This is a genomic window from Spirosoma pomorum, from assembly GCF_054776615.1.
In genome coordinates, this window is sequence record NZ_BAAHBP010000027.1 from 114,865 (window position 1) to 132,542 (window position 17,678).

The 17,678-nt window shown below is 50.9% G+C and carries 15 protein-coding genes; 7 read left to right on the forward strand and 8 right to left on the reverse strand.

Translation table 11 applies throughout. The annotated features are described in order from the left end of the window. Positions 1-10 precede the first annotated feature (10 nt). Positions 11-1,594 carry a Na+/H+ antiporter gene (locus ACYVAD_RS15920; protein WP_461140502.1) on the reverse strand — a complete coding sequence of 528 codons (1,584 nt, stop codon included), beginning with the start codon at positions 1,592-1,594 and terminating at the stop codon, positions 11-13. 201 nt (positions 1,595-1,795) lie between these two features. Between ACYVAD_RS15920 and ACYVAD_RS15925 the strand changes: the two genes are divergently transcribed. After that, positions 1,796-2,515, forward strand: coding sequence for a hypothetical protein (locus ACYVAD_RS15925; RefSeq protein ID WP_461140503.1), 720 nt, complete (start codon positions 1,796-1,798; stop codon positions 2,513-2,515). 67 nt (positions 2,516-2,582) lie between these two features. Here the strand turns inward: ACYVAD_RS15925 and ACYVAD_RS15930 are convergent, their stop codons facing one another. From ACYVAD_RS15930 to ACYVAD_RS15950, 5 genes are all read right to left on the reverse strand, one after another. After that, complete coding sequence (locus tag ACYVAD_RS15930) at positions 2,583-3,038, reverse strand: DinB family protein (RefSeq protein ID WP_461140504.1); 456 nt, start codon at positions 3,036-3,038, stop codon at positions 2,583-2,585. Further along, the gene (locus ACYVAD_RS15935) at positions 3,035-6,052 is read right to left on the reverse strand and encodes a glycoside hydrolase family 3 N-terminal domain-containing protein (protein ID WP_461140772.1); all 3,018 of its coding nucleotides are present in this window, start codon (positions 6,050-6,052) and stop codon (positions 3,035-3,037) included. The genes ACYVAD_RS15930 and ACYVAD_RS15935 overlap by 4 nt, the downstream gene beginning before the upstream one ends. A 208-nt stretch (positions 6,053-6,260) precedes the next feature. Beyond that, entirely contained in the window at positions 6,261-6,977 is a 717-nt protein-coding gene (locus tag ACYVAD_RS15940; RefSeq protein ID WP_461140505.1) for a porin family protein, read from the reverse strand. Positions 6,978-7,136: 159 nt separating this feature from the next. Beyond that, a complete protein-coding gene (locus ACYVAD_RS15945; RefSeq protein WP_461140506.1) occupies positions 7,137-7,613 on the reverse strand; it encodes a hypothetical protein in 477 nt (158 codons plus the stop codon). A gap of 27 nt (positions 7,614-7,640) precedes the next feature. Beyond that, a complete protein-coding gene (locus tag ACYVAD_RS15950; RefSeq protein WP_461140507.1) occupies positions 7,641-8,225 on the reverse strand; it encodes an RNA polymerase sigma factor in 585 nt (194 codons plus the stop codon). Positions 8,226-8,417: 192 nt separating this feature from the next. Between ACYVAD_RS15950 and ACYVAD_RS15955 the strand changes: the two genes are divergently transcribed. The 4 genes from ACYVAD_RS15955 to ACYVAD_RS15970 all read left to right on the forward strand — a co-directional run bounded on the left by ACYVAD_RS15955 (position 8,418) and on the right by ACYVAD_RS15970 (position 11,945). After that, positions 8,418-9,512: a sensor histidine kinase gene (locus ACYVAD_RS15955; protein ID WP_461140508.1), complete on the forward strand. Its 1,095-nt coding sequence runs from the start codon at positions 8,418-8,420 to the stop codon at positions 9,510-9,512. Between the two features lie 20 nt (positions 9,513-9,532). Then, positions 9,533-10,795 carry an erythromycin esterase family protein gene (locus ACYVAD_RS15960; protein ID WP_461140509.1) on the forward strand — a complete coding sequence of 421 codons (1,263 nt, stop codon included), beginning with the start codon at positions 9,533-9,535 and terminating at the stop codon, positions 10,793-10,795. Between the two features lie 11 nt (positions 10,796-10,806). Then, on the forward strand, positions 10,807-11,559 hold the full coding sequence (locus ACYVAD_RS15965) for a LytR/AlgR family response regulator transcription factor (protein WP_461140510.1): 753 nt from the start codon (positions 10,807-10,809) through the stop codon (positions 11,557-11,559). A 104-nt stretch (positions 11,560-11,663) separates the two neighbouring features. After that, positions 11,664-11,945 carry a hypothetical protein gene (locus tag ACYVAD_RS15970; protein WP_461140511.1) on the forward strand — a complete coding sequence of 94 codons (282 nt, stop codon included), beginning with the start codon at positions 11,664-11,666 and terminating at the stop codon, positions 11,943-11,945. Positions 11,946-12,025: 80 nt separating this feature from the next. Here ACYVAD_RS15970 and ACYVAD_RS15975 read toward each other — a convergent pair whose 3' ends face one another. Beyond that, complete coding sequence (locus tag ACYVAD_RS15975) at positions 12,026-12,268, reverse strand: type B 50S ribosomal protein L31 (RefSeq protein ID WP_176566371.1); 243 nt, start codon at positions 12,266-12,268, stop codon at positions 12,026-12,028. A gap of 486 nt (positions 12,269-12,754) precedes the next feature. On the opposite strand from ACYVAD_RS15975, the gene ACYVAD_RS15980 reads away from it, so the two are divergent. Then, on the forward strand, positions 12,755-15,235 hold the full coding sequence (locus ACYVAD_RS15980) for a ribonucleoside-diphosphate reductase subunit alpha (protein ID WP_461140512.1): 2,481 nt from the start codon (positions 12,755-12,757) through the stop codon (positions 15,233-15,235). Positions 15,236-15,418: 183 nt separating this feature from the next. Next, entirely contained in the window at positions 15,419-17,137 is a 1,719-nt protein-coding gene (locus ACYVAD_RS15985; RefSeq protein WP_461140513.1) for an FAD-dependent oxidoreductase, read from the forward strand. On the opposite strand, the gene ACYVAD_RS15990 is transcribed toward ACYVAD_RS15985, so the two are convergent. Further along, complete coding sequence (locus ACYVAD_RS15990) at positions 17,138-17,629, reverse strand: metallophosphoesterase family protein (protein ID WP_461140514.1); 492 nt, start codon at positions 17,627-17,629, stop codon at positions 17,138-17,140. Positions 17,630-17,678: the final 49 nt, after the last annotated feature.

Genomic DNA, 17,678 nt, shown 5'->3' on the forward strand with positions numbered 1-17,678 from the left:
TGCAATTGGCCTAAATGATCTTCAACCGTTCTTCTTCCAGATCGATTTGATATAACTGCTGCCGGATCAGAGCTTCATCAATTTTGGGATCTTTATTGAGTTGGGTAAGGTACTGACGCTGTACTTCGAGTACTTCGACAAAGCTCGCTTTGGTCTTTTCACTCATCCAGCTATCATCCGTGGCTTTGGCCCGCTCTTCCCATTTTCTCAAAAATTTCTCCATGCCGACATAGCCAGCCGGGTCCTGGTCATATTTGCTTTTCAGAAACTGATAAACGTGTTGTTTCAGGCCGTGTTTCATTTGTTGTCTGATCGTTTCTTCCGATTCTCCTTCGAGTAAAGCATCAAACAATCTCGACCGGTTTATGAAATAAGGAAGGGTAAGTCCCTGCACCAGTAGCGTAAGTAGTATCGCCACAAACGTAATAACGAGAATAAGATTCCTGTGCGGGAAAGCGGTGCCGTCGTTCAGGGTGATGGGGATTGATAAAGCCGCTGCCAGCGATACCACACCACGCATGCCGGTCCAGCCGAGAAGCATAGGCGTCAGCCAGCGTCTTCTGGTCGAACGAGCAGGGGGCAGCACGGTAGGGCGAAAGACAAGCGTAGCCAGCAAGGCCGTGTATGCACTAATCATTCTGGAACCAACCAGGACAGCCGTTACCAACATACCGTAGCCAATGGCGGTATGCAATGGAACGCCTTCGGCCCGTAGCCCGTCGACAATTTCGGGGAGTTCCAGACCGATGACCAGAAAGACAATACCGTTTAGGATGAACACAAAGCTTTCCCAGACGCTGAAGCTCTGAATTCGGCTGGCGCTGTTTAAAAAAACCAGTCGTCGGGCCGACATAAACAAGCCACCGCTTACGACTGCCAGCACGCCCGAGCAATGAAGCTCTTCTGCCACCCAATACATGAAATAGGGTTCGATAAGCGTCAGCGCAATATGCGATTGTGCATCAAGAGGCAGTCGTTTGTGGCCCTGCACAAAAATCCAGGCCAGCAACAGGCCAATACCCGCCCCGCCCAGGACCATCCAGATAAAACTCATGGCTGCCTGCTGCCAGATGAACTGCCCGGTGCCCACCGCGACCAGGGCAAATTGAAAGATAATCAGCGATGACGCGTCGTTGAGCAGGCTTTCTCCCTCCAGAATCGCCGACGTAGATTTAGGGATTTTGACAAATTTGGTAATGGCCCCCGTACTGACCGCATCCGGTGGTGATACGATCCCACCCAATAAAAAGCCGAGAGCAACCGTAAATCCTGGAATGAAATGGTTCGCCACCAACGCTACGGACAAGGCGGTGAACAGAACAACCAGAAAGGCGAAACTGCCAATCATACGCCACCATTTTTTCATCTCTTTGAAAGAAATCGTCCAGGAGGCTTCGAAGAGGAGTGGCGGCAGGAAAATAAAAAAGATCAGGTCGGGGTTGATACGTACCCTGGGTAATCCTGGCACAAAACTGACTAGTAGTCCGGCCACAACCAGCAGAATTGGGTACGCAATTTTCAGTTTGTTAGCCCACATATTTAGCAGCACAATAGCCGCAATCATAGCGAGCAGGAAAGGTAAAAGTGTATGCATGAATTTGTCGTAAGTCTGTGAAAGTGGGCAAGTGAAATAGCGTCAATGATCAGATATCAGACCCAATTCTACAAGTTCTTGGGCATCCATAAATCTGTCCTACTTTGTAGTGGAGACCAGTATAAGTAAAGTTAAATTTTCTTCACGATTCCAACGCTTTTGATTAATTGCCTATCATTATCAAACGCCTAATAACACACCATGATGAACTGTTGGATTTACTTTATCTGTCTGTTTTTCTTTTCTCAAACGGTGTATGCCCAAGACTCGACCATTCGCTATGGGCGTCCGGCGGCAGTACTATTGAAAGTAGCCCCACTGTCCATCTTGGTAGATCCTGACGCAACCATTCAGGCAGGCGCAGAAGTTCGCGTCAGTAAACGAAACTCGATGCAGGCCGAAGTTGGATTTGGGCGAAAAGGGTTTGCGATCACCACCGACGATAAGCAAAACTTTACAGATTGGTCCGTCTGGCGCGTTCGCTCGGAGTGGCGACACTACATGAATCGCTATCGTACTAATAAACGTAGAAACATTCGTATCAGGAGTGGTTTTCCGTTAGGGAATTACCTGGCTATAGAAGGTTTCGCCAAGCAGATCAACGGTACGAAAGCCGGCTGGCCGTATAATAACGAGTCGATTTCATCCCCTGTGGAGCAATCAATTCATCGATTTGTGTGGGGCAGCCACGTCAAATGGGGACGACAGATTGCCCTTCCCGGCGAAACATCGAATAGTCCATCGCGGGTGTTACTTGATTTTTACGTGGGGGTAGGCATCCGTTACGGTAGTACTGAAACAAATCCGGAACTGGGCTCCTGTGGTTGCGGCTTTTTGCCAAACCGGTTTGCGAAAGGACACTCTATTTTGCCAAGTGCAGCGGCAGGCATAAAAATTGGTCTGGTAACATTCCGCAGATAGAGCGTTAGCGAAGCGGTCTAGACGAATGGTTTGTTCCGGATTAAGACGCTCTGCCGGAGCCGAAGGCCTACATCTCCCGCACCCAGATAATGAAGTCAGTGACGGGGGCTTGTTTCACCATGGGGCGGATAAGCTGCACGACCTGCCCCCGGTGATAAGCCGCGTGGTGGCTCATGTGGGTGAGCATATCCAGCAACGTATTCTGGTAATTGTCGCCCTGTGAACTGACGTAATCGATTGGTTTGAGCAGATCGGCTTCGGCCAGGGTGTTTACGTAGCTTACTATTTTGTGATGCTGCCGTTCGGCCATTTCGTTCATCCAACTCACGGGGGTATCCTCCCAGATGGAAATGAAGGTCGGTTCGCCAACGAACCGACCTAACCATACTTGTTGCGCCGACAGGATATGACCCATTACGGCCACCGCCCGGCTGGGTGGATTCTCCAGTACCTCAAGGGCGTCAATAACGCGTTTGTTCGCCCAGAGCTCGTAGTTCAGCAGATGAATCAGATGGTTTTTCATGGCATACCGTGACGGATGGCCTGATAGAGAGCCTCGACTACATTCGTCCTCGTATTCAACGTGCTAATTTTATTATTGTTTCGCGTTGGATACACCCGGTTGGATAGGAAAATGTAAGTCAGATTATAGGCTGGATCGGGATCAACCCAGACGAACGTACCCGTAAAACCGGAATGGCCGTAGCTGCTGGCTGTCCCGGAGCGGGGGGCGTTGCCCGAGTAAGGTTGCGATGGTTTGTCGAACCCTAGGCCCCGGCGGCTTTGTCCCGGAAACTGATAGCGGGTGAATTCCGCAATGGTTTTCGACGTAATGTACTGCTTGCCGGCGTAGTTACCTTTCTGGCGGTACATCTCGAATAGTTTCATCAAATCATTGGCCGAGCCGAACAAGCCCGCATGTCCCGAGAGCCCATCAAGCATAGCCGCGCCCTCGTCGTGAACGCGCCCCCAGATCAGCGTTTTCCGGAATAGCGAATCGTATTCGGTCGGTACAATTCGATTGAGTGGGTAGAACCGACGTGGTTTGAAGGTTAACGTTGAGGCACCCAGCGGTTTGTAGAACGTTTCCTTCAGGAAGTCTTCGAATGGCTCGTCCGTGAGCCGCTTTACGATCTGAGGATACAGGATGAATGACAGATCGGAATAAACGTATTCCTTTTTGCCACTCACCGGCGAGTCCCGAATTTGCTCAAAAATAGTTTTGGGGTACCGTCTGAATTCGTAAAGACTGTCGGTTACTTCGATCGAGTATCGACCAGAGCGCTCCGCCTGAAACGTCCTGGGTTTCCAGCTGCCATCCGGCTCTTTGGTGTCCATCCAGAATGGAATCCAGGCTTTTAACCCGGCCTGGTGGGTCAGCACGTCGCGCCAGCGCAGATTAGCCTTGTTCGATTTTTTGAAATCGGGCAGGTAATCGGCCATAACACCGTCGAGGTTGAACTTGCCTTCGTCGACAAGTTTCATCAGCGCCGGGGTCGAGGTACTGACCTTCGTCACCGACGCCATGTCGAACAGGTCGTCCAGCTTCGTAGCAATTGGCTCGATGCCCAGTGAAGCATCATACGTGTGCGTACCATACGCTTTTCGGAAAATGACCTTGCCGTTGCGTGCCATCTGCACGACACAGCCAGGGAAGGCTTTCTGGATGAGGCCGACATTGACCAGTGAGTCTACTTTCTGCGTTAGGTAACGGCTGTCGATCCCCACTTCTTCGGGGATTGTGTATTTAAGGCGTCCGTTTGGCTGAATGTTGATACCATCGCCCAGCCGGAAACGCTGATTAACGGTTACGGGTAGTTTTCCCGATGCGCCAATCGCGCCAAAAATTAATTGGGCTGCGAGTTCTTCGGTGTAGTTGGTCAGTTGGTAGGGCATCACAATAGCCCGCGCCTGCTCAATGCTGCGTTCCGAACGGACCGTGTCGTTGGGGAAGGTCAGTCGATCCAGGACGTACACGTTACCAAATACCGTAACGACGGCCTTGCCGGTTGCTACCAGTTCGCTGACGAGTCCGGCGGTTTTTGCCTGAAGACCGTATTTAGCCCCTGGCCGAATGTTGTTCAGGTGAACGTCAACCAACAGCAAGTTGTAGTTCTTGAGCGAATCCCGCACCTGCGCAATGGTTGAATCGGGTGATTTTGACGTCAGATTAAAGTGGGTGACGTTGGTATAATTAGCCGCCATTTTTTGGAATAGCGTTGGCTGATCGGCTTCAATCGCGATCGATGCGATACGTAACGTATCGAGATGTTGCAGCGGCAAGATATTCTGCGTATTCTTCAGGACCGTCAGGCTGGCTTCGGTCATCTGGCGATTCAGTAGTTCATCCTGAACGGGATTAAGATCCTGCACCAGATTGTCCAGCACAATAGGTTTGTACTCGTTCAAGCCTACCCACGCTTTGGCCCGTAATACTTTCAGACAGCGGGCATCCAGCGCTTCCTGCGTCAGGCGGCCCTCGACTACGGCCTGTTTGATCTGCGCAATGGCCAGTGGTACGTTCTCCGTGAATTCCAGAATGTCCATTCCCGCTTCCAGTCCCATGCGGTCGGCCTGTCCCGACGGAAAGAATTTGGTAACGCCTTTCATGTTCATGGCATCGGAGAAAACGAGTCCTTTGAAACCAAGCTCATCCTTAAGCAACCGGGTTACGATGTTGGGCGATAGAGTAGAGGGCAGGTTTCGGGTGGTGTCAAGCGAAGGGATATTCAAATGGGCAACCATGACCCCGGCTGCCCCGGCGTTGATCAACTGCCGGAACGGATACAGCTCCAGCGAGTCCAGCTCGACGCGACTCTTGTTGATGAGGGGTAGGTCGTAATGGGAATCCGTACCAGTGTCGCCGTGACCGGGGAAGTGCTTGATGCTGGTCAGTAAGCGGTTGTCCTGCATACCACGAACGTAAGCCAGTGCTTTGCGCGTAACGGTGTATTTGTTCTCGCCGAACGACCGGAAGTTGATGACCGGATTATTAGCGTTGTTATTGATGTCGACGGAGGGGGCGAAGTTGACGTGAACGCCCAGTCGGCGAGCTTGTTTGGCCAGGTTTGCCCCCATTTTGTAAATCAGGCTATCGCTACCGGCTGACATAGCCCCTAAGGTCATCTGGTAAGGATAACGAACCGTGCTGTCGAGCCGCATGGCCAGCCCCCATTCGGCATCCATCGCGATCAGCAGCGGTACCGTTGACAAGGCCTGTAGTCGGTTGGTCAATTTGGCTTGCCGCATCGGTCCGCCCTGAAACATGACTACCCCGCCCAGCTTGTTCGTCCGAACGAGTGAAACCAGCGAATCTTCGTAGACTGGGTTACGGTTCGAGTAACCCGCTACCATAATAAGCTGGCCGATCCGCTCGTCTGGGGTCAAAGCCGCAAAGACGGAATCCGCCCAGCGGTTTTGACGAGTCGTTAGCTGGAGAAAAGCAGGTTCTTTACCCGAAGCAGGTGTCTGCGCAAAAGTGGTTGCGGACAGAAGAAGGCAGAACAACGTTACAAACAGGGACCGGCAACTGGTCATCATACGGAAAGCAAATGTCTTGAACGGGTAAAAATACGAAACAATTGGCGTACGGGCCGAATCAAACAATAATGCCGCACGCACCAGGCTGTTCGTTAGCTATCCTTAGCTGGAAGACAGCCAGGGATAGAGCATAAAAAAACGTGCTGTATGTATTTCACTCACGAAATACATACAGCACGAATGCAAGCTACGCTTGCTGGTATGCCTAGCGACGGTACCGGCTGGGATGTTCTCTACCTACACCGAAACCATAGCCCAGGGTAACCGTGATCGTTGAATTATAGATATTCTGCGCGCCGGTAGCACCGGGTACTACGTTAACGGGCGTAAAGGGAACCGTGATGTCGGCGAGACCGAATGTGTAGCGGGCGTCGATCAGGAACCGCTGCCGTTCGCCAAAGCCAGGAAAATTGAGTTGTAAACCCGCTAGTAAACCCAGGTCCAGGTTTTTGAATGTACTGGAGTTGTCGGTGTTTGGTTGATCAACGTTGTTCAATTTCTGACGAACCCGCTGAGCACTCAGGGGAATGGCCAGCGACGGACCAAAAAATACGTTTGGCCGGAAATCGCCACTCCGCGTCAGGAAGTAACGAAGCGCTACTGGAATTTCAAGATAATTGATGCGCTGCGTGAATTCAGTGGTCGTACCACCATTCGTCGTACTTGGGAACCGGCCTCCGCGTTGAGAATAAAGAACGTCAGCTGAGATACCAAAATGGTTCAGGGAGCTATACATGACGAAAGCACCAGCGGCCAGACCAGGTGCCAGTTTGTAGCCCGTTACGTCCCCACGCAATGTGGATAAATTCAAGCCGACGCGAGGACCAACGCTAAAGCGTTGTTGTGCGTAAGTTGTTGACAAACAGGTAGTAGATACTAAAAGCGAAAGGAGTGCTACCTTTTGTGAAATTGAGCGAAACATAGAGTGTAATGAAAGGTGTTTTGCCCGATTAACTATTGGCCTTTCTTAAATGTTTCGCGAAGCAGAGAAACTTTTGAGCATACGGGACTTTTCGTGGCGCCCTCTTATAGGTCTATTAATGTAGATAAAATGCCGTAAATCCTTGATTAAACGGTGTCTTTACCGATCTTTTGGTTTAGGCGTCGTGTCAATAATAAACCAGCTGGTACTATCGGTACTGGCAACTTTTTCGATAGTAATCTGCCTGAACGTACCGGTGAGTGCGCTCATCAGTTGCGCCGTAGCGTGGGTAGGTGGCGCTGTTTTGGGACGGGCTGGTCGGGGATTGGCAAAGAAAATAAAATAGATCGCCATGGCCAGCATGAACAGAATGGCGGCAGTCGTGGTGGCAATCCAAAGTGGCCACAGCCGCTTTTTCGTGGCCGACTCATGAATACGCTCGTGCAGGGCTACCCGTAAATCGGCCAGTTGCTCGGCGGTGGGAGTCGCTGTTTGCTGCATGGCCTCCAATCCGGCCAGTGCGTCGGCGTAAAACGGATTTTCGAGTAACAACCGCTCAACGCGGTGTCGCGCCTGAGTACTTAGTTGCCCGGCCTGGTAAGCGCGGAGGTCATCAAAAGTGAGTTGGTCGTTCATTATCAGTAGGGTAGAGGCAAGCTCAGCCTATTTGCTTAGACAAATTTTTAAATTTCGTCGCCCGTTCTGCAAACAGCTCTTGACTTTTTTCAGATCGAAGCCCGTTAGGGTAGCCACGTCAACGTAGCTTTTACGTTCCAGATAGAACAGCGTCAGGCAGATACGTTGCTCGTCGGGCAAGGTTTGCAGACAGGCTTCCAGTTGAGTTAGATCGGCTTCCAGATCAAGCTGGTCGTCTTCGTTGCCCGTATGCAACTGATGGTCCAGATCGGGCGTGTCGGCCAGGCTCGCTACGGTATGGTTTTTTCGACTGCGTAGTTGCATCAGGCAGTAGTTTCGGGCAACGCTGTGGAGCCACGCCTGAAAGTTCTGTACGTCATGTCGGCGCAGATCGGTAATCAACTGCTCGAATAACTGCATGACCGCGTCCTTTGCCTCTTCTTCATCGCGCAGGTAATTGTAGCAAACAGCGTATACCAGCTCCATATACTGTTCGTACAACTCACCCAATACGACCAGATCGCCCGAAGCCCGGTAGGCTGCGATGTAATCGGCCGGCGTCTTCGGTCGGCTACTGGCTGATCTAGATGAACGAAGTCGTTTTAAAAACATGAACTAGCTGCTTATCGGGAGTAAGATGCACGTATCGCACCAATTCCACACGGAGGCTGATTAATTTGCCGCATGGGCGTTAATCGTATGATGCATAAAAAGTCCATAATGCGACGTTTTGTCCCGTGAATCCGACCACTCGTCGTTTTTTTACGTGAAACCCCGGCTCGTTTCTTCAGCTTTGCTTTCATAATGAACCGCAAGCTACTACCCCTGATTAATGCATCCCTGTACCAGGCCAATGGGCAGTACCTGTTCATCGGCCTCGCCGTTGGCCTGATGCTTAGTTTACTGCAAACTGTTTTTACGGGGCATTGGATAACGCCGAAAAACCTGCTGTTTTATCTGGCTTTCAGCGTTGCCATCTCAATTAGTATCGCCAATAGCCTGTATCTGTTTGAGCACTGTATAAAAACACGGAACATAAATCAATGGCAGCGCATCGCTGGCTACTACCTGTGTAATCTGGCCGGAATGTTTGTGGGTATCGAACTGGCCTACTGGGTCCTGTCGAGTCTACTGGGTGCACCGTTTCATTTTCTGACGCACTACGATGACTATAAACTAACACCAATCATTGTTTTCATTGTCAGTACGTTAAACTTAGTGTATCATACCAAGCGCTCGGCCTTGCAAATGCGGTTGCAGGAGAAAGAGCTGGATGTGATTCGACTGAAACAACTGACGACGGATGCGGAGCTGAAAAGCCTACAAGCCCGGATGAATCCCCATTTTTTGTACAACTCGCTGAACGCCATCGCCGGGTTAACCATGACCAACCCTGAGAAGGCCGAAGAAATGACGCTACAGTTGTCCAAACTATTCCGGTACAGCATGGGCTCCCAGCACAGCAATAGCATCACGGTTCAGGAGGAAATTGATATTCTAAATACGTATCTAGCTATCGAAAAAGTGCGGTTCGGCGACCGGATTCGGTTTGACGTAACAGTTGACGACAACTGCCAGCTAGTAACGATTCCCCGATTCCTGCTGCAACCACTGGTGGAGAATTCGCTGAAACATGGACTCAAAGACATATTGCAGCGGGGAGAGCTGTTGGTGTCCGTGACCAGAACCGCCTACGAGCTCGTCATCAACGTAGCGGACAACGGTATTCCGTTTCCTGATTCACTGCAACTGGGGTACGGTTTGCAGAGCACGTTCGACAAACTTAACCTGCTGTACGGAAGTAATCACCAGATCCAGTTAGTCAACCCGCCCGATAAGTGCGTACGTATCGTCTTACCAATCATAGTCCCTGCTTCCGCCACATTATTACCCTACTAACCAGCCTACCAATCCTATTTATGTTCCGTAAGTACTACCTCATCGCCCTGTGCTGCTGGCTAATGACTGCCGCTTCAGCTCAGTCTGTCACCGATTACCTGAAAAATAACCGTGCTGATATTACGCAGCAGGTCACCGAGAGCGCTATTGTCAACGACGATTTCTTCAATCATCAGGTGTTCCTGCTGGGCGAGTCGCACGGCATCCGCGAACCACAGAACGTTGATTTTAATTTTCTGAAACTACTGAATCAGAAGGCTGGCGTTCGCACGTACGTGGCCGAAGTTGATTTTGCCAAAGCCTGGTACCTGAATGAATACCTGGATCATGGCGGTGAAGCGAAACTGGATTCCGTTTTCGCCGATTGGGTCAGACAAGATGCCCAGTGGGCCAACAAAGACTTCCAGGAGAAAATACGAAAGATCAGAGCACTTAATCAGACTCTGCCAGCTAATAAACGAATTCATTTCACCGGCATCGATCAAATTCAGAATCCGGTCTTAGTCGCTAACTACCTGGATGCGTTGCTGGTGACAAAGCCGTTGATGCGCTACAAAGCTGACTTCAGTACGTTGTCTGGATTACTCAGGAAAGCTGTGCCAGACAGTGTGATCAGCGAAGAAGCTACTCGGCTGATCGCTCAGCTACAAACGAGCACCTTCGCCAAACTAGCGTCTTCGGAGCGCCAAGAGCTTACATTTGCCTTGACCAACTGCAAGCAAATCGGTGCTCGTCGGGAGGGCGTTATTTACGAAAACTTTAAAACCTGTTACCAGACGCAGCACTGGGCGAAGCAAAAGATATACGGCTTTTGGGGCTTCTTCCACGTACTGCAGGCGAAGACGAACGAAGGTAAGGCCAGCTCATTTGTTGACCGGCTTCTGAGCGATACGACGCTGGCGCTCCGCGGTAAAGTGCTATCAGTTGGTTTCCTGTATGTAGGCTGTAAAATGGCGCTGCCTACACAATTTCTTCCGCCAATGGTGCAGGCCAAAGGAAAACGGTTCACGGTTTTCGACCAGATGAACTACGATGGCCCGATGACTAAATTCGATTTCATTGACGATTTCAAGCAGGTAACGCAGCCAAACACCGTTACGTTATTTAAACTCGATGGTCCGGCGAGCCCGTTTGTGCAGCAACCTATAAAGATTACGTACAGTAACTTCATGCCAGCTGCCCAGCGTCTGCAACTGAACGAGCCGGGTAAGCAGATGGCCGATTATTTTCAGTACGTTATCCTGGTGCGTGATTCGCCCGCCGTGACGACGATAGTCCCTTAATAAAAGTACGCATGAAGGTCTGGAGAACGCTGCTGGTTGAAGATGAGGAACCCGCCCGGGAGCGGTTGAAGCGCTTGCTGCTACCATATCCTGATTTCGTTATTGTGGGCGAAGCCGCCAACGGGATTGAAGGACTTGACCAGGCAAGGGCGCTGCAACCCGAGCTGCTTTTTCTGGATATCGAAATGCCCGGCTTAAACGGCTTCGATATGCTGGCCCGGCTGGAACGTCAGCCCAGGATTGTGTTTACCACTGCCTACGACCAATACGCCATCCGGGCGTTCGAGGAAAACTCGCTGGATTATCTACTGAAGCCCATCGAGAAAGAGCGGCTGGATAAGACCGTAAAAAAGCTGCAACAGGTCGAAGCAACGGAACTGATTCCCTTACCCCTGGCTAGCTTGATCCGGCAGTTACACGAGAAAAAAGAATACAAAACGCTCACGGTAAAACAGGGCGATCGAATACTCCTGGTTAAGCTAAGCGAAGTCGTATATGCCGAGGCTGACGAGAAGTATGTGTTTTTGCATACCATTGATGGCAGGCGGCTCCTGACGGAGTTTACAATCAGTAGTCTGGTTGATCAACTGCCCGATCCGTTTTTACGTATCCATCGAAGCTATATTCTCAACACGGACCATATTCGAGAAATGCGGAGAGGCTTTAGCGGAACTTTGGTATTTTACATGAACGGGCCCGAGGGGCGGAAGCTGACGTCCAGTCGAACCATGAACGAGCAGATACGGACGCGGTTCAATTTATAACCTGGGATTCTTGATTAGGCGAATAGATCGGTTGGTGGACGTAGTCGCTTGATAACCTTATGCATAAGCCATTGGTTAAAGAGCTATATCAATCCATCAACGTTATGCAACGGATCTTATTTCTGACCTTGTCCCTGACTGTTTGCCTGCTGCTTAACGCGCAGGGGCAAAGTAACCAGTCTCCGGTGATGCAGCAGTCGACTTCGACGGAGAAAACACCGCCCACGAGCGAGCCGAAACCAATGATGAAAAATGTTGGTCCCAAGCAGCGGGCTAAAATGGCTGCCGGTCTGGACACGACCCTGCCGAAAGATCGTAAGAAAAAGCGCCTGCGCCCTGATTCGTTACGTCGGGGAGGAGCCACAAAAGTGGACACTGTTCGGTAGCGTAAACAAATACATCAATCAGTAAAAACAAAAAGCCCTCGCCAGAATTGGTGAGGGCTTTTTGTTGAAGATCGAGTAGCTTATTTGGTACCGTACCGTTTGCGGAACTTGTCCACACGGCCAGCCGTATCGAGCAGTACGTTCTTACCCGTATAGAAAGGGTGCGACTGCGAGCTAACTTCAATTTTAACGAGTGGGTAGGTCTGGCCTTCGAACTCGATGGTGTCTTTGGTTTGAACCGTCGAACGCGTCAGAAATTTGTAGTCGCTCGACAGATCGTGGAATACCACGTCGCGGTAATCCGGGTGAATGCCCTTTTTCATAATCTAATGCTCAGTTTCGTCTTCTCGGTTTCCGTCCGAAAAGGATTGCAAAGATACAGGGTTCTTTGTGGATTGGCAAACGTTTTTTATGCTTCTTTTATGTGTTGATTATCAAGATGCTAAGATAATTCCGTTGCCTAAAATACTACAGGAATACCTTGTCCGTATTGGCAATGTCCGTACATTTAGCTACCGTCTGCTCAACACTACTGCGCCCACAACTGGCGGGTATATCAGAGCAGGCTCTTGCGCAATCACCCGAAATTTTAATGTGGTGATTTTACGCTTCATTGACTTGCGGCTAAGTCATTAAGCGTGACGCCTTAACAATTTCTTTACACAGTGCTTGGCCCGGCAGGGCGGCTGGTTTCCGAAATGAGCCTGAACCTTCAGGCTTGATTTTCCGTCTATTTCGAAGCAACTTTAAAAAATCAAGCAACTCCAGTATCGCTCATTTATATATATAATCATTAATCCCAAACGCTCATGCAAGTAGTCAAGCGCGATGGTCGCCGGGAGTCGGTCAAGTTCGATAAAATCACCGCCCGGATCGAGAAACTGTGTTATGGTCTTGATCCGTCCTACGTTCAGCCGGTCGATGTGGCCATGAAGGTAGTTAGCGGGTTGTACGACGGCGTAAAAACCACCGAACTCGATAACCTGGCTGCCGAAACGGCCGCTTCGATGACCACCCGTCATCCCGATTACGCAATTCTGGCCGCCCGAATTGCTATATCGAACCTGCACAAAGAGACGAATAAGTCGTTCTCCGGCACTATCAAGAAATTGTACCACTACGAAGATCCGAAGACGGGTGAGAACGCGTCGCTGATCTCGAAAGAAGTGTACGATGCCGTTCGGAAAAACGCAGCGCTGCTCGATTCGACAATCATTTACGATCGGGATTATAGCTACGACTACTTTGGCTACAAAACGCTGGAGAAATCATACCTCCTAAAACTCGATGGCCGGATTGCTGAACGGCCCCAGCATATGCTGATGCGGGTTGCTGTTGGGATTCACATGGAGGATATCGACGCTGCCATTGAAACCTACAATCTGCTGTCAGAAAAGTGGTTTACGCATGCAACTCCAACGCTGTTCAACGCGGGTACGCCAAAACCACAGATGTCGAGCTGTTTCCTGCTGACGATGCAGGACGATTCGATTGACGGTATCTACGACACGCTGAAACAAACGGCCAAGATCTCGCAATCGGCGGGTGGTATTGGTCTGAGCATTCATAACGTTCGGGCAACGGGTACCTATATCAAAGGCACTAACGGTACGTCGAACGGGATCGTACCGATGCTACGTGTCTTCAACGACACCGCTCGTTACGTCGATCAGGGTGGTGGTAAGCGCAAAGGCTCGTTTGCGATCTATCTGGAGCCCTGGCACGCTGACGTTTTCGACTTCCTGGATCTGAAAAAGAACTCAGGTAAAGAAGAACTGCGCGCTCGTGACCTCTTCTTCGCCCTCTGGACACCCGATTTGTTTATGAAACGGGTAGAAGCCGATGACGTCTGGTCGCTGTTCTGTCCTCACGAGTGCCCAGGTCTGGCCGATTGCTACGGTGATGAGTTCGAAGCGCTGTATGAGCGGTACGAACGTGAAGGCCGCGCGCGCCGGACGGTGAAAGCGCAGGAACTGTGGTTCGCCATCCTGGAAGCACAGACCGAAACCGGTACCCCGTACATGCTGTTCAAGGACGCGGCTAATAAAAAATCGAACCAGAAAAACCTGGGTACGATTAAGTCGTCAAACCTGTGCACCGAGATCATCGAGTACACGTCGCCCGATGAAGTAGCTGTTTGTAACCTGGCGTCGATTGCACTGCCGAAGTTTATCACGCGGGGTCAGGACGGCATAATGCGGTTCGACCACCAGAAGCTTTACGAGGTAACGCAGACCGCCACGAAGAACCTCAACAAAATCATTGACATCAACTACTACCCAGTTGAAGAAGCCCGTCGGAGCAACATGCGCCACCGGCCAATTGGACTGGGTGTGCAGGGGCTGGCCGATGCGTTCATCATGCTGCGGATGCCGTTTGAGTCGGACGAAGCGCGTCGCCTGAACGAAGATATTTTCGAAACGATTTACTTTGGCGCCATGACGGCATCGATGGAACTGGCCAAAACGCTGGGACCATACGAAACCTGGAAAGGCTCGCCAATTTCGGAAGGTGTCTTCCAGTTCGACATGTGGGGTACTTCGCCAAAGTCAGGCCGCTGGGATTGGGAAAGCCTGCGCAAAGATGTCGTTGAATACGGTGTTCGGAATTCGCTGCTGCTGGCACCAATGCCAACGGCGTCGACCTCACAGATCCTGGGTAACAACGAATGTTTCGAACCGTACACGAGCAACATTTACACTCGTCGCGTGCTGTCGGGTGAGTTCGTCGTGGTGAACAAACACCTGTTACGTGATCTGGTGAAACTAGGTCTGTGGAATGATGCCATGAAGAATAACCTGATTCTGGCTAATGGCTCGGTTCAGGCAATTCCAAACATCCCGCAGAACATCAAAGACCTCTACAAAACGGTTTGGGAGATCAAACAGAAACATATCATTGATATGGCTGCCGACCGGGGTGCTTATATCTGTCAGTCGCAGTCGCTGAATATCCACATTCAGGATTCGAACTTCGGCAAACTGACATCGATGCACTTCTACGCCTGGAAAGCAGGGCTGAAAACAGGTATGTATTACCTGCGAACGAAAGCTGCTGCCGATGCGGTGAAGTTCACTGTTGTACAACCACAGGCTGAGCCACAACTGGAGCCCGTGATGAGCGAAGCAGCACCTATCGAGAAGCCACTCGATTACATACAATACGCGAAAGAACACGCAACTAACGCCCAGCCTATGCCGGTGCCGATGGTAACCGATCTCGAACAGCAATACGCGGCCATGACTTGTTCACTGGACGATCCAGAAGGTTGTGAGATGTGCGGCAGCTAGTCGAGTAGCTACGTAAAAAATTGATAAGACCCCGCCTGAAAACGGGGTCTTATTTTTTTATGCTGGTTTGTAGTGAGTAAGTTACTTTGATAACTGACGGCTAAAATAGACTGTGGCTCGGTAAAAAGCCTCGTCACAGTACTTACGTAGTAGATTGACAGGCTTTGAGCTCAATCTATTGGCATGAATCGACGTACTTTCCTCGAACACCTATCGGCTGGTAGTGGTGCTGTGCTGGCTACACCGTTGTTAACTCTTCCTTCTTTTGACACGCAGGCTGGCTCGTGGCTAGACCCCAGAAATCAATCCGGCTACTCTGCCGACGTAATTATTGCGGGTGGTGGACTCGGAGGTTGTGCGGCTGCATTAGGGGCGCTACGAAATGGGCGGACCGTCGTCTTGACCGAAGAAACGGATTGGATTGGTGGTCAGTTGACCCAGCAGGGCGTACCACCTGACGAACATCAATGGATTGAAACGCACGGCGCTACGCAACTCTACCGCGATCTGCGTACTACTATCCGGCAGTATTACGTTCAGCGTTACCCACTAACTGAAGAGGCCAGAAAGCGGCCAAGCCTAAATCCGGGAGACGGGGCTGTTTCACGACTTTGTCATGAACCGCGGGTGGCATTGGCATCCTTGTATCAGTTGTTAATGCCTTACCTGAGTTCCGGTAAATTGACGCTGCTGTTGGAACACAAGATTAGCGGGGCTGATGTCGACGGTGATGTGGTACGAGCTTTACAGTCCGTTGACCTGCGCAGCGGTAAGAAATATACGTTGACGGCTCCCTACTTTGTTGATGCCACTGAGTTAGGTGATTTACTACCCCTGACCAAAACCGAATTTGTGACGGGAACTGAGTCGCAGCAAGAAACCCGTGAATTACACGCACCTGAGAAAGCCGACCCGAATAACTGCCAGGCATTTACGATGTGCTTTGCGATAGATTACGTACCTGGAGAGAACCATATTATTACTCGACCCAGGGAGTATTCGTTCTGGCAGAGCTACGTGCCTAACGTAACGCCTGCCTGGTCGGGAAAGCTGTTGAGTCTAAGCTATTCAAACCCGAAAACACTGGAGCCAAAGCAACTGGGCTTTCACCCGGAGGGTATCAAAACCGGTGAGACGTTGAACCTGTGGAACTACCGGCGGATCATCAGCAAGGCCAATTTCAAACCGGGGACCTACGCGGGCGATATTTCCAGCGTCAACTGGCCTCAGAACGATTATATATTAGGTAACTTGATCAGTGCCAGCGACAAAGAATTTAAAAAGCACGTGGAACGAGCCAAGCAGCTGAGTCTGTCGTTGCTCTACTGGCTACAGACTGAAGCGCCCCGCCCGGATGGGGGACAGGGTTGGGCTGGCTTACGCCTGCGTCCTGATATTATGGGCACAGAAGATGGGTTGGCCAAATATCCATACATCCGCGAATCCCGACGTATCAAATCCGTCTTCACAATACTGGAGGAACACGTTGGGGCAGAAAACCGGGCGCTCATCACGGGAAAGAAAACCGGCAACATGGCGTCTGATTTTTACGATAGTGTAGGAACTGGCTACTACCACATCGACCTGCATCCGAGTAGCAGCGGGTCCAATTACATTGACTTCAGCTCATTGCCGTTTCAGATACCACTGGGTGCCTTACTTCCCCAGCGCGTGACGAATTTACTCCCCGCCAACAAGAACATCGGTACGACGCACCTGACTAATGGCTGCTATCGCCTGCACCCGGTTGAGTGGAGCATTGGGGAAGCGGTGGGGATGCTGGTGGCTTATGCGCTGAGCAAAAAAGTGCCGCCCCGTGCTGTTCGGGAAGACAATAAGCTACTCCAGGATTTTCAGAAATTGGTTCGCTCGCAGGGCATTGAGACGCACTGGCCCAACTAACTACTTCTTCCCCAACTCGATCACCTGCATATCGCCGATCCGGCCGGCGTCGAGGGTGAAACGGATAGCGGTACGCATTTTATGAAAACCTGTTTTGCCAGCCGCTCCGGGGTTGAGATAAAGCATATTATTCAGGCTGGTATCGCGTAACACTTTCAGAATGTGTGAGTGACCACAAACAAATAGATCCGGCGGGGTGCCCTGTAGTACAGGGCGAACCTCCGGATTGTAGCGGGGTGGTGCTCCACCAATGTGCGTCATCCAGACGTGGAAGCCTTCGATCGAGAACCGTTGCTCGGCGGGTAAATCGGAACTTACCCGATCAATATTACCGCTAACGACACGTAGCGGCCGAAAATCCCGTAGTTGCGTTAGTACGTCCAGCGCCCCTACGTCGCCCGCGTGCCAGACCTCGTCGCAGGCGTCGAAATGAGTAAAAATCTGTGGGTCCAGAAAGCTGTGCGTGTCCGAGAGTAAGCCGATGCGGGTCATATTAATCAGGTTGTGATGAGGCAAAGGTCGGTACTTTTCGCCACTACTT